Raw genomic sequence first — 13,954 nt, 5'->3', positions numbered from 1 at the left:
ATTTTCTTAGCTCAGACGGCCATGACACTGTTTGTATTTCTTGCCGGAACCGCAAGGACACGGATCGTTACGACCCACTTTACGATCGCCAGTTTGTGCCGCCAGCTCTTCTGCCGCAGCAGAATCATCACCTTTATGGCTCAACTGCTGCATCTGCGCTAAACGCTCAGCTTCTTCGCGACGCTGCTGCTCCATCGCTTCTACTTCTTCAGGCATACGCACCTGAACTTTGCTCAGAGTGCTGATCACTTCGTACTTCAGAGATTCCAGCATTGATGCAAACATAGAGAAGGATTCACGCTTGTATTCCTGCTTCGGATCTTTTTGCGCATAACCACGCAGGTGGATACCCTGACGCAGGTAATCCATCGCAGCCAGGTGCTCTTTCCACAAAGAGTCGAGCGTTTGCAGCATCACGCCTTTTTCGAAGTGACGCATCATCTCCGCGCCCACAACTTCTTCTTTGCGCTGATAAACTTCTACTGCGTTTGCCAGAATACGTTCGCGCAGCGTTTCTTCGTGCAGCTCAGGTTCTTTATCCAGCCACTCTGAAATCGGCATATCCAGATCGAAGTCGTTTTTCAGACGTTCCTGCAGACCCGGAATATCCCACATTTCTTCCAGAGACTGCGGCGGAATATAGGCATCAATCGTCGCTTTGAATACGTCTTCGCGAATGCTGTTAATGGTTTCGCTAACGTCAGTTACGTCCAGCAGTTCGTTACGCTGGGTGTAGATAGCACGACGCTGGTCGTTGGCAACATCATCATATTCCAGCAACTGCTTACGAATATCGAAGTTGCGGCTTTCCACTTTACGCTGCGCGTTAGCAATTGCTTTGGTCACCCATGGGTGTTCAATGGCTTCACCAGGCTTCATACCCAGTTTACGCATCATGCCGGACACGCGGTCAGAGGCAAAAATACGCATCAGCGCATCTTCCATCGACAAATAGAAACGAGAAGAACCCGCATCCCCCTGACGACCAGAACGACCACGCAGCTGGTTATCGATACGACGAGATTCGTGACGCTCAGTACCGATAATATGCAAACCACCAGCAGCTAATACCGCGTCATGGCGAACCTGCCACTCGGCTTTGATCTGCGCGATTTGTTCCGGAGTTGGGTTTTCCAGCTCGGCAACTTCTGCCTGCCAGCTACCGCCCAGCACGATATCGGTACCACGACCCGCCATGTTAGTAGCGATTGTCACGGCAGACGGGTAACCCGCCTGTGCGACGATATCCGCTTCGCTGGCATGGAACTTGGCGTTGAGGACGTTATGTTTGATACCTGCCTTGGTCAGCTCGTTAGAGACCACTTCAGATTTTTCAATGGAGATAGTACCCACCAGCACCGGCTGGCCATTTGCGGTACGCTCTTTAATATCTTCAATGATCGCCTGAATTTTTTCCGCTTCGGTCATGTACACCAGATCCGGTAAATCCTTACGGATCATCGGACGGTTAGTTGGTACAACTACGGTATCCAGCTTGTAGATGGAGCTAAATTCAAAGGCTTCGGTATCTGCTGTACCGGTCATACCGGCCAGTTTTTCGTACAAACGGAAGTAGTTCTGGAAGGTAATAGATGCCAGCGTCTGGTTCTCGTTCTGGATCTCTACGCCTTCTTTAGCTTCAACAGCCTGGTGCAGACCATCAGACCAGCGACGCCCCTGCATGGTACGGCCGGTGTGTTCATCAACGATGATAACTTCGCCGTCTTTCACGATGTAGTCAACATCGCGGGTAAACAGCACGTGTGCACGCAGTGCGGCAGTCACGTGGTGCATCAGCATAATGTTGCCTGGAGAGTACAGAGACTCACCCTCATCCATAATGCCTTCGTTAACCAACAACTCTTCAATCAGTACCAGACCACGTTCGGTCAGGTTAACCTGGCGCGCTTTCTCATCAACAGAGAAGTGGCCTTCCCCCTGGAACGTGTCGGAATCTTCCTTCTCCTGACGGATCAGGTGTGGGATGATTTTGTTCACTTTTTTATACATTTCCGAGCTGTCTTCAGCCGGGCCGGAAATGATCAGCGGCGTACGCGCTTCATCGATCAGGATGGAGTCAACTTCATCGACCAGCGCATAGTGCAGTTTACGTTGAACACGCTCTTCCGGACTAAACGCCATGTTGTCGCGCAGGTAGTCAAAGCCGTATTCGTTGTTGGTACCGTAAGTAATATCGGCGTTGTAGGCTTCACGCTTGGCTGGCGCTGGCAGGCCAGACATGTTGATACCAACGGTCATGCCGAGGAATTCAAACAGCGGGCGGTTATTTTCGGCATCACGCTGAGCCAGGTAGTCGTTCACGGTAACCACGTGTACGCCCTTCCCGCTTAATGCGTTCAGGTAGGCTGGCAGCGTCGCGGTCAGGGTTTTACCTTCACCAGTACGCATTTCCGCGATGCAGCGATCGTTAAGCACCATACCGCCCAGCAGCTGAACGTCGAAGTGGCGCATACCGAACACGCGTTTACTCGCTTCACGCACCACTGCGAACGCTTCCGGGATCAGGCTCTCAACGCTGGCACCTTTTTCCAGACGGGCGCGGAATTCAGCGGTCTTCGCTTTCAGTTCATCATCGGAGAGTTTTTCCATCTCCGGTTCCATTGCGTTGATGACATTGACCACTTTACGCATACGACGCAGCGTACGCTCGTTACGGCTACCGAATACTTTGGTTAATAATTTGATTAGCATAATAAAATCTCAAACGCCCCGCGATGCGGAGTCAAAAATTATAAGTTGGAAGGTTCTTTTTTAGCTGAGGCGTTGAGGACCAGCGCGGATACCCTGCAGCTGGCTGATCCAGACCGGAACGCTAAATGCGGCCTGAGAAGTAAAGTGGGCGTATGTCACGCGACTTACTGTCGCGGGCGGAGTGCCTTCTTGCGTCAGCATCGCGCTGAGCGTATTCAGTAACGCAAGATGGTGCGCCTGGATTGGCAACGGCTCTTCGGCAACAGGCAACGCCTGAGGCGCCATGGCAAAAGAAAGATGGCGGATAACCGTACGAATGGCATGTTGATGCCAGTAATCGACGGTAAAATTTGGGCGGCGATTAGTCGCTTCCAGCAAAGCAAGCTGGCTAAAGTTAACTTTAGCGGATTGATCGTGATTGCTGGCGGTCGCCTTCGCGGGGGTATTGGGTTCAGCAGCATTACCGAGCGCGGGCAGGCCAAAACTCGCCGCGACCATCCCCAACAGGAGATGCGGCCAGAAGTACCGTCTGCCTAACTGTCGCCAACGCGTCAGTATTCCACTCACGTTTTTGCCACCTGATATACCCTGCGTTTGGGGTTACGAATGCAAAACATTTTTTTTTGCGCACGAATCTTATCATTAAAGCGTACGCTCCACAGCAGTAATGACAACCGGCCATGGGTAAATATGCTCAAGAAAGCAGCGATCGCACACTATTTTAACCTAGTGACAGGGAAATATTTGCGTTGGAAAATGCTGCGCTAATGAGTACATAAAAAAACGACTGGCTCACCTGGCCGGAGAGAGTGCCAGATTTACCAGTCGAATTTATACGACAGTGTATGTCGTTATGCCAGTACGGTCGAAGGTGCTTTGAACGCCAGAGGCAGTTCTGCATCGTCCTGGAAGGTCACATATTCCCAGGCTTCCTGTTTTGCCAGGACCGCCTGCAACAGTTTGTTATTCAATGCATGACCGGATTTATACGCGGTGAATGCACCAATAATGTTGTGACCACACATGAACAAGTCACCAATCGCGTCGAGCATTTTATGACGAACGAATTCGTCTTCAAAACGCAGACCGTCTTCGTTCAATACGCGATAATCGTCAACAACGATGGCACAATCGAAGCTGCCGCCCAAGGCCAGGCCACGGGACTGCAGATATTCGATATCACGCATGAAGCCGAAAGTACGCGCACGGCTGATCTGACGCATGAACGCATCTGCAGAGAAGTTCATCGCGTAGCGCTGCGTGCTGGCATCAATCGCTGGATGGTTAAAGTCGATGGTAAAATCCAACGAGAAACCATTAAACGGTTTGAATTCAGCCCACTTATCGCCATCTTCGACACGAACGGTCTCTTTGATGCGAACAAATTTCTTAGCGCTGTTCAGTTCTTCAATACCCGCATCGAGCAGCAGGTATACGAATGGAGCAGCACTACCATCCATGATCGGGATTTCCGGGGCGTTAACCTCAATAACAATGTTATCGATACCTAAGCCCGCCAGAGCAGCATTCAGGTGCTCTACGGTTGAAATCCGTACATCATGCTCATTGACCAGACACGTACAGAGCATGGTATCACGCACAGATTTGGCATCGGCCGGGAAATCTACCGGAGGATTCAAGTCGGTGCGACGATAGATGACCCCGGTGTTGGCCGGCGCAGGGCGTAGCGTCAGCGTGACTTTTTTGCCGGTATGTAAACCGACGCCAGTCGCCTGAACGATACGTTTAAGTGTCCTTTGTTTGATCATCGTATAATCTCGCCAAATTAACTATCCAACCGAAGTGTACTATACATTCGGCGGGCCAGTTTAGCACAAAGAGCGCAGATTCCCAAATTCCAGCTAATTCTTAATCAGCTTGCTTACGCAGGAATGCAGGGATATCCAGATAATCCGGCTCTTTAGTGGTTTGCGGCGTATTGTCGTTAACCACTTTCGCTACCGGCTTCTGTTCTTGCGTCAACGGCGCCATGCCGTGTTGCTGGTAACGATCCATTACCGGCTGCTGTACCTGCTTGTTGGTTACCAGAGTGATTTCAGGACGCTTGTCCATACCAATTCCAGTCGCAACAACGGTCACACGCAGTTCGTCGTTCATATCCGGGTCCAGAGAGGTACCGATTACCACGGTCGCGTTATCCGATGCAAAGGCACGGATGGTGTTACCCACGGTTTCGAACTCATCCAGACGCAGGTCGAAGCCCGCAGTAATGTTGACCAGCACACCGCGTGCGCCGGACAGATCGATGTCTTCCAGCAGCGGAGAAGAGATAGCCATTTCAGCCGCTTCTTCTGCACGGTCTTCACCGCTTGCCACGCCGGAGCCCATCATCGCGTAGCCCATTTCGGACATCACGGTGCGCACGTCTGCAAAGTCGACGTTCATCAGGCCCGGACGAGTAATCAGTTCAGCGATACCCTGAACCGCGCCTTTCAGCACGTCGTTAGCTGCGCCAAACGCATCCAGCAGGGAGATACCGCGACCCAGTACTTTCAGCAGTTTGTCATTCGGAATAGTAATTAGAGAGTCCACATGTTTGGACAGCTCGGTGATACCCTGCTCCGCGAATGCCATACGCTTCTTGCCTTCAAAGTTGAAAGGCTTAGTCACGACAGCAACGGTCAGAATACCTAAATCTTTTGCTACTTCAGCAACCACTGGCGCTGCACCGGTACCGGTACCGCCGCCCATGCCTGCTGCGATAAACACCATGTCTGCCCCGTCAAGCGCTGCACGCAGAGCTTCACGATCTTCGTCTGCCGCATTACGGCCGACTTCCGGGTTCGCACCCGCGCCCAGACCTTTGGTGATGCCGCTACCAATCTGAATGGTCTGTCCAACCGCCGTTTTACGCAACGCCTGAGCGTCGGTATTCACCGCGAAGAATTCAACACCTTCGATGCGCTCGCGCACCATGTGTTCAACGGCATTACCGCCACCGCCGCCGACGCCGATGACTTTAATCACCGCGTCATTGGTAAGTTCCATAGGTTCAAACATAGTTTCTCTCTCCGTTGTGCCTGTCGCCTGAGACCGTTAATGTGCGTTAGTCTCTTTAAAAATTAAAACTCTTTTCGCAGCCAGCTATTGAGTCGTTTGATCCACGAGCCAACTGATGCCGTTACGCGTTTTTCTACTTCAGCCTCACCACTCAAATGGGATTCTTTTCCGTAGTGAAGCAGCCCCACTGCCGTTGAATAATACGGCTCCTGAGCATAATCCGTCAGACCAGTGATATTCAGCGGCGCGCCAATACGTACTTGCGTATGGAACACGCGCTGTGCGCAGGCCGCAAGACCTTCAATTTGCGCAGCACCACCGGTTAACACAATCCCCGCCGCCAGATGATGTTTCACACCCTGCTGGCGAAGCTGTTCTTGTAATTGCAAAATTTCTTCGTTGACCAGGTTGAGCAGCTCGGTATAACGCGGCTCAATGACTTCTGCCAGGGTCTGACGTTGCAGGCTACGCGGTGGACGACCACCTACGCTTGGCACTTCAACGCTTTCGTCTTTACCCACGATGGACCCCAGCGCACAGCCATGGCGCACTTTAATGGCTTCAGCATCGCTCGGCGGCGTACCAAAGGCATACGCGATATCACTGGTCACTACATTCCCTGCATAAGGGATAACTTTAGTGTGGCGCAACGCCCCGCCAGTATAAACGGCGATGTCCATTGTACCACCACCAATATCAACCACGCAGACACCCAGCTCACGTTCATCTTCCGTCAACACGGAATAACTGGCTGCCAACCCGGCAAAAATCAGTTGGTCAACTTTCAGACCACAACGTTCAACAGCTTTGACAATGTTCTTCGCCATGTCGTTGTGGCAGGTAATAAGGTGGACTTTTGCCTGCATACGTACGCCGGAAAGACCTACCGGATTTTTAATGCCTTCCTGGTAGTCAATGGCGTATTCCTGCGGAATAACGTGCAGAACACGATGTTCATCGCGAACGCGTACGGATTTTGCCGTATGTACCACGTTTTCCACATCTTCCTGCGTCACTTCCTCTTCGGAAATGGGCACCATACCAATTTCATTTTGACAGCTAATATGTTTACCGGAAAGTGCCAGATACACCGAGGAAATCTGGCAATCTGCCATCAGTTCAGCCTGGTCAATGGCGCGCTGTACGCACTTCACCACTGACTCAAGGTCATTCACCCCGCCTTTATCCATACCTCGCGATGGGCAACTGCCCACGCCAATGATATTGACCATACCGTCGGGCAGAACTTCCCCTACTAAAGCGGCTACCTTCGCGGTGCCAATCTCCAGTCCAACTACCAGTTTTCTGTCCGTCGCCTTGATCATTGTTGTTCTGCCTGTGCCTGATTCTGTTGCTGATTAGATTCCTCAGGAGGCAAGGGAACCCAGCCTACTGCCGCTCCTGAGTCATAACGCAAATCAACGTAGCTAATCCGTTTGCCATCGGTTTGCGCCTGCTGCTGTAAAACCGGGTAGAGTTCCACAAAGCGAGCCAAACGTTTTATCGTATCGCCCCTGCCCAGATTGAGCTTAATATCGTTATTCAGCGTCAACTGCCAGGAACGACGAGCGGTCATCGCCGCTTCCTTCAGGGTGAATCTATCCTTAGCCAGCACCTGCCCCATATCACGGAACCCTTGCAACACTTCACTTGCGCTGCCTTCCGGTCCGTACAACATAGGTAATACCTGCTTATTGGCCCGACCGGTTGGGACGCTGAACGTATTGCCTTCGGCATCCACCATATGCTGGTCATTCCAACGCGCAATGGGCACATATTCAACCAGATGAATCTTCAATTCATCGGGCCATTGCTTTCTGACGCTCGCCTGTTTAATCCAGGGGAGACGTTCAATTTGACTCTGAATGATGTTCACATCCTGAGTCATAAAGGTTCCCGGAGCGCCCAGAGCCAGAATGGACTGACGAATATCGTCATTGCGCGTGTAATGCCGTTCGCCGGTTAACACCAGCTTTGACAATGGCAACCGCTGCGCATCTTCCATCCACCCCAACACTACCCAGCCGCTGACAAACACGGTGCACAGCACTGTCAGCAGGAACAGTATTCCTGCAAGACGCGTTCCATTATTGCGGCGTGAGGAGTTTACTTCTTCTTCATCACCGTTTCGCGTGTTCAGCGCAGCCTGCGACATATCAGTCCGCCAACTCCAGAATTCTTACCACCAACTGCGAGAAGCTCAGGCCAGCCTGACGTGCCGCCATCGGCACCAGGCTGTGGCTGGTCATACCCGGAGAGGTATTCGCTTCCAGCAGATAAAACTGGCCATCGCTGTCCAGCATGACGTCAATGCGACCCCAACCTTTACAGCCCAATGCGGTCCATGCTTTCAGGACTAATTCCTGCAAACGGGCCTCTTGTTCAGCTTCCAGACCTGCAGGGCAGAAATATTGTGTCTCATCAGAGAGATACTTCGCCTCATAATCATAGAAGGTTCCCGCGGGTTGGATACGTATTGACGGTAAAATTTCTTCACCAAGTATCGCAACTGTAAATTCCGGGCCACTGAGCCATTTTTCGATCAGTACTTCTTCATCATGCTGAAAAGCCAATGCTAATGCACCCTGCAAAGCATTTTCTTCTTCAACTTTTGACATCCCTACGCTGGAGCCTTCACGGCTTGGCTTCACAATCAGCGGCAAACCTAACGCAGAGATTTTTGTAACCGCTTCATCGCTAAGACCTTTTTCGAACTCAGAGCGGGTCAATGCAACCCAGGGCGCGACGGGTAAACCTGCGCCCTGCCACAGCAGCTTGCTGCGCAGTTTGTCCATCGAAATTGCGGACGCCATGACGCCGCTGCCGGTATATGGCAGGCCAATTTGCTCCAGCATGCCCTGCAACGTGCCATCTTCCCCGCCACGACCGTGCAGCGCAATAAACACCTTCTGAAAACCCATAGATTTCAGAAGAGTGACATCAATATCTTTAGGGTCAACCGGATGGGCATCGACACCACCTTCGCGTAACCCTGCCAGTACGGCCGCGCCGGAATTCAGCGAAACTTCACGCTCTGTGGAGGTTCCTCCTAACAGGACCGCGATTTTATCAGCCATGTTGTTCTTCCTCCGGGTTTTGCGGCTTCAGTTTGATTTCAGCTAAGGAACGTGCGATTTTGCCGATATTTCCAGCGCCCTGCACCAAAATCAGATCATTGCCGGTTAATACCGGCGCCAGCATGTCTGCCACCTGAGCCGGATCGGATACCAGAATCGGGTCGATCTTACCGCGACCACGGATCGTACGGCACAGCGAACGGCTGTCAGCCCCCGGAATCGCGGCTTCACCCGCGGCGTATACATCCAGCATCAACAGCGCATCGACCTGAGTCAGCACGTTGGCAAAGTCGTCATACAGATCGCGTGTACGCGTAAAGCGGTGCGGCTGGAACAGCATTACCAGATTTTTGTCCGGCCAGCCCGCGCGTGCAGCTTTAATCGTGGCATCCACTTCCGTTGGATGATGGCCATAATCATCAACCAGCATCGCCGTCCCGGCTTTACCGTTTACCGGCTCAAGCGGAAATTCGCCGAGGAAGTCAAAACGGCGTCCGGTGCCCTGGAAACTTTCCAGCGCGCGCAGAATTGCGTCGTCTTCAATGCCTTCTTCTGTTGCAACTGCCACCGCCGCCGCCGCGTTCAGCGCATTGTGACGGCCCGGTGCGTTCAATGTCACACGTAAATCGGCCATCCCCTGACGCAGCAGCGTGAAGTGCCCTTGTGGACCAATCTGCTGGTAATCTTCAACGCGCACATCAGCATCATCGCTGAAACCATAGGTTGTGGTTTGACGACCGACGCGCGGCAACAACTCGCGGATCACCGGATCGTCAACGCACATCACCGCACGACCATAAAACGGTAAGTTATGCAGGAAATTAATAAACGTCTGCTTTAAATTTTCGAAGTCGCCATGGTAGGTATCCATATGATCGGCTTCGATATTGGTAACAATCGCCACCATCGGCTGCAAATGTAGGAACGACGCATCGCTCTCATCCGCCTCCGCAATTAAATAACGGCTATGACCCAGACGCGCATGGACGCCTGCAGCCTTCACCAGACCGCCGTTGACAAACGTCGGATCCAGCCCCGCTTCCGCGTAGATACTGGAGACCATCGCTGTGGTCGTGGTTTTACCGTGCGTCCCGGCAATGGCGATACCGTGACGAAAACGCATTAATTCAGCCAACATTTCAGCACGACGGATCACCGGAATACGTGCTTCATGCGCCGCAACAATTTCCGGGTTATCCGCAGAAATGGCGCTGGATACCACCACCACGCTCGCATCACGCACGTTTTCCGGGCGATGGTTGAAGAAAATCGTGGCGCCCAGATTCGTCAACTGCTGAGTCACCGGATTCGGCGCCAGGTCAGAACCGCTGATCTGATAACCTTCGTTGGCCAAAACTTCGGCAATACCGCCCATACCAGCACCACCGATGCCGACAAAGTGAATGTGCCGAACGCGACGCATTTCGGGCACTATGGAACGCAGTTTTGCCAGTTGTTGTGTATTCATTCTTTAGCCATTAACTTCTTAGTTCATGCGATGCAAAAGGCATCACCACAATTACGCCCGGGCAGCCCGGCTCACTTCATTAGCAACACGCTCTGTGGCATCCGATATGGATGCGGCGCGCGCACGTTCTGCCATGGTTAATAAGGTTTCTCGCGACCACCCGGAAAGGGTGTTAGCGACGGCATCCACAGTAAACTGCGGCTGCTCAAGAATTTTGGCGGCGCCCGCTTTCTCCAGCGGCAGCGCATTCCAGTACTGCTGTCGGTCTTTGTGCTGGAAAGGCACAAACAGCGCAGGCAAACCTGCGGCAGCAATTTCACTTACCGTCAGCGCACCTGAGCGACAAACTACGACATCCGCCCACGCGTAGGCGGCTGCCATATCATCAATAAACTCAGTGACCTTGTGCTGTGGTTGTCCCGCGTCAGCATATGCCTGTTCAACGGTTTGCTGCGCACCTTTGCCGCTCTGATGCCAAATAGTCACCGCGTCACCAAGCTCTGCGGCAACCTGCGGCATCGTCTGGTTCAATACGCGTGCACCCTGAGACCCCCCGACGACCAGCACGCGAACCGGGCCTTCACGCCCTGCCAGACGTACTTCGGGCGACGGCAGCGCCAGAACGTCGGTGCGTACCGGGTTACCCACCACTTCCGCATTCGGGAAAGCGCCAGGAAAAGCCTGCATCACCGTAGTGGCAATTTTCGCCAGCCACTTGTTGGTTAATCCCGCAATGCCATTCTGCTCATGCAGTACAACCGGAATGCCTAATGACCAGGCTGCCAGACCGCCAGGGCCGGACACGTAGCCGCCCATACCCAGCACCACATCAGGCTTAAACTGCTTCATGATGGCCCGCGCCTGACGCCAGGCATTAAAAATACGCACGGGGGCGGCAAGCAGAGCGTTGACACCTTTGCCACGCAAACCGGAGATGCGAATAAAGTCAATTTCAATGCCATGCTTCGGCACTAAGTCCGCTTCCATACGATCGGCGGTGCCCAGCCAACGAACTTGCCAGCCCTGAGCCATTAAATGATGCGCGACCGCCAGCCCCGGGAACACATGCCCGCCGGTACCGCCTGCCATCACCATTAACCGCTTCGGTTGACCACTCATCGTGCACCTCGTGTAAACGCCTGGGCTTTTTCCAGACGCGTTTCATAATCAATACGTAACAAAAACATGATGGCCGTCGACATAATCAACAAACTGGAACCACCATAACTGATCAGCGGTAACGTCAGACCTTTGGTTGGCAGCATACCAGCTGCCGCACCGACGTTTACCAGCGCCTGGAAGCTAAACCAAATCCCGATGGAGCAGGCTAAAAAGCCTGAAAAACGGTGGTCAATTTCCAGCGCTTTGCGGCCAATCGACATCGCGCGAAAAGCGACGAAGAATACCATTAAAAGTGCCAATACCACACCGATATAACCCAGCTCTTCCCCAATGATGGCGAAGATGAAGTCGGTGTGCGCTTCCGGTAAATACTCCAGTTTTTGCACCGAATTACCTAACCCCTGCCCCCAAATCTCACCGCGACCAAAAGCCATCAGCGATTGCGTTAACTGGTAGCCGCTGCCAAACGGATCTTCCCATGGGTTCCAGAAGGAGGTTACGCGGCGAATACGATACGGTTCGGCAAGGATCAGCAGCACCACCGCCGAAATCCCCATACCGATAATGGCAATGAACTGCCACAGTTTCGCTCCAGCGAGAAAGAGCATCGCCAGCGTCGTGACAAACAGCACCACTACCGTACCAAGGTCAGGCTGCGCCAGCAGCAAGATTGCCAGCACCAGAATCACACCCATCGGTTTTAAGAAGCCGCGCAGGTTGTTACGCACTTCATCGACTTTACGCACCAGGTAGTTGGCGAGATAACAGAACAGCGACAGCTTGGTGAATTCCGCAGGCTGAATACGCAGTGGACCCAACGCGATCCAGCGCGATGCCCCGTTAACGGAGCTCCCCACCACCAGAACGATCAACAACATGATGATCGAGGCGATCAGCATCGTCGTGCTGTACTTTTGCCAGAACTCCATCGGCAGACGTAGCGTCACCATCGCCAGACAGAACGCGAGGAAGATATACAGCGCGTCACGTTTAGCGAACAGGAAGGGATCGCCTGCCAGGCGTTGCCCTACGGGCATCGATGCCGATGTCACCATCACAAAACCGATCGCTGCCAGACCAAAAGTCAGCCACAGCAGCATGCGGTCATACATGATCAGGCTGTCCGCGTCTTTATCACGCGAAGCCATCACCCAGCCTTTAAGTGCCGCGAAGATCCACGCCAGGACACCCAGTCCCGGTACGCGCGGCATTTTCAGACGAGGGAGAGAGAAGCGCATCAACCCAACTCCTTCGCCAAACGGGTAAAGACGTCACCACGTTGCTCAAAGTTCTTGAACTGGTCAAGGCTGGCACAGGCTGGCGACAGCAGCACCATATCACCCGACTTCACACGCGGTGCGAGCAGACGCATTGCCTGCTCCATGGTTTCAGTGTGTTCCGCAACCTCAGGACGCAGAGCGGCAAGCTGTGCGCCATCGCGACCAAAGCAGTACAGACGAATGTTGTCGCCAGTCAGGTAACGTTGCAGCGGCATAAAGTCGGCGGATTTCCCGTCACCGCCCAGCAGCAGGTGCAGCGTACCCTCAACGTGCAGACCATTCAGTGCCGCTTCGGTGCTGCCGACGTTGGTGGCTTTTGAATCGTTGATCCAACGCACACCGTTATGATTCAGTACCAACTGGAAACGATGCGCCAGACCGGTAAAGGTAGTCAGCGCTTTCAGGCTGGACGCCCGCGGCAGACCCGCAGCATCCGCCAGCGCCAGCGCCGCCAGGGCGTTGGTATAGTTATGCTGGCCGGTAAGCGTCATCTCTTTCACGTTCAGGACTTTTTCACCCTTCACCCGCAGCCAGGTTTCACCCTGCTGACGATTGAGATGATAGTCACCCATATTGATGCCAAAGCTCACGCAGCGCTCATCCGCCCCGCGAATCGGCATGGTCAGCGCATCATCAGCATTGACCACACACACTTTCGCATTCTCATAGACACGCAGTTTGGCCGCACGGTACTGCTGCAAGCCAAACGGATATCTGTCCATATGATCTTCGGTGACGTTCAAAATGGTGGCGGCTACGGCCTGTAAGCTGGAGGTTGTCTCCAGTTGGAAGCTCGACAGCTCCAGTACATACAGCTCGCGTTCGTCATCCAGCAGCATCAACGCGGGCAGGCCAATATTTCCGCCAACACCGACGTTCACGCCGGCTGCTTTCGCCATCTCGCCGACCAGCGTAGTGACGGTACTTTTCCCGTTGGAACCGGTGATCGCGACGATCGGTGCCTGTGCTTCGCGACAAAACAGCTCAATGTCGCCAACAATTTCAATCCCTGCATCAGCGGCGGCGCTCAGCGAAGGATGCGCCAGGGCAATACCAGGGCTGGCGACGATGAGATCGGCGGCCAGCAGCCAGTCATCATTCAGGCTGCCAACATGACGCTCAACCGCTTCCGGTAATTTATCCAGACCAGGCGGCGTCGCACGGGTATCCATTACGCGCGGCGTCACGCCACGCGCCAGGAAGAAATCCACGCAGGACAGTCCGGTCAACCCCAGACCGATAATGACGACTTTTTTACCCTGGTAATCAGCCAT

General features: G+C 53.4%; 11 protein-coding genes. All 11 read right to left on the bottom strand.

Annotated elements, in window-relative coordinates:
* Nucleotides 1-6: 6 nt before the first annotated feature.
* The 11 genes from secA to murD all read right to left on the bottom strand — a co-directional run bounded on the left by secA (nucleotide 7) and on the right by murD (nucleotide 13,954).
* Nucleotides 7-2,712 carry a preprotein translocase subunit SecA gene (gene secA, locus C2U41_RS00845; RefSeq protein WP_003018746.1) on the bottom strand — a complete coding sequence of 902 codons (2,706 nt, stop codon included), beginning with the start codon at nucleotides 2,710-2,712 and terminating at the stop codon, nucleotides 7-9.
* A gap of 60 nt (nucleotides 2,713-2,772) precedes the next feature.
* Entirely contained in the window at nucleotides 2,773-3,279 is a 507-nt protein-coding gene (gene secM / locus C2U41_RS00840; protein ID WP_003018748.1) for a secA translation cis-regulator SecM, read from the bottom strand.
* A 284-nt stretch (nucleotides 3,280-3,563) separates the two neighbouring features.
* Nucleotides 3,564-4,481: a UDP-3-O-acyl-N-acetylglucosamine deacetylase gene (gene lpxC / locus C2U41_RS00835; RefSeq protein ID WP_003018750.1), complete on the bottom strand. Its 918-nt coding sequence runs from the start codon at nucleotides 4,479-4,481 to the stop codon at nucleotides 3,564-3,566.
* 100 nt (nucleotides 4,482-4,581) lie between these two features.
* Entirely contained in the window at nucleotides 4,582-5,733 is a 1,152-nt protein-coding gene (gene ftsZ / locus C2U41_RS00830; protein ID WP_003018753.1) for a cell division protein FtsZ, read from the bottom strand.
* A gap of 62 nt (nucleotides 5,734-5,795) precedes the next feature.
* On the bottom strand, nucleotides 5,796-7,058 hold the full coding sequence (ftsA, locus tag C2U41_RS00825; RefSeq protein WP_003018755.1) for a cell division protein FtsA: 1,263 nt from the start codon (nucleotides 7,056-7,058) through the stop codon (nucleotides 5,796-5,798).
* Nucleotides 7,055-7,888 (bottom strand): cell division protein FtsQ, encoded by an 834-nt coding sequence (ftsQ, locus tag C2U41_RS00820; protein ID WP_003018758.1) that lies wholly within the window; start codon nucleotides 7,886-7,888, stop codon nucleotides 7,055-7,057. Before ftsQ ends, ftsA begins: the two co-directional genes overlap by 4 nt.
* A 1-nt stretch (nucleotide 7,889) precedes the next feature.
* Complete coding sequence (locus C2U41_RS00815) at nucleotides 7,890-8,810, bottom strand: D-alanine--D-alanine ligase (protein ID WP_032937536.1); 921 nt, start codon at nucleotides 8,808-8,810, stop codon at nucleotides 7,890-7,892.
* Nucleotides 8,803-10,278: a UDP-N-acetylmuramate--L-alanine ligase gene (murC, locus tag C2U41_RS00810; protein WP_003018763.1), complete on the bottom strand. Its 1,476-nt coding sequence runs from the start codon at nucleotides 10,276-10,278 to the stop codon at nucleotides 8,803-8,805. The genes C2U41_RS00815 and murC overlap by 8 nt, the downstream gene beginning before the upstream one ends.
* Nucleotides 10,279-10,329: 51 nt before the next feature.
* Nucleotides 10,330-11,397 carry an undecaprenyldiphospho-muramoylpentapeptide beta-N-acetylglucosaminyltransferase gene (murG, locus tag C2U41_RS00805; RefSeq protein WP_032937534.1) on the bottom strand — a complete coding sequence of 356 codons (1,068 nt, stop codon included), beginning with the start codon at nucleotides 11,395-11,397 and terminating at the stop codon, nucleotides 10,330-10,332.
* Nucleotides 11,394-12,638: a cell division protein FtsW gene (gene ftsW / locus C2U41_RS00800; protein WP_003018770.1), complete on the bottom strand. Its 1,245-nt coding sequence runs from the start codon at nucleotides 12,636-12,638 to the stop codon at nucleotides 11,394-11,396. The genes murG and ftsW overlap by 4 nt, the downstream gene beginning before the upstream one ends.
* Nucleotides 12,638-13,954, bottom strand: a complete 1,317-nt coding sequence (murD, locus tag C2U41_RS00795; RefSeq protein ID WP_016149555.1) for a UDP-N-acetylmuramoyl-L-alanine--D-glutamate ligase — start codon at nucleotides 13,952-13,954, stop codon at nucleotides 12,638-12,640. The genes ftsW and murD overlap by 1 nt, the downstream gene beginning before the upstream one ends.

Source organism: Citrobacter freundii complex sp. CFNIH4 (assembly GCF_002934505.1).
GTDB lineage: Bacteria > Pseudomonadota > Gammaproteobacteria > Enterobacterales > Enterobacteriaceae > Citrobacter > Citrobacter freundii.
This window is presented reverse-complemented; position numbering and strand designations above follow the sequence as displayed.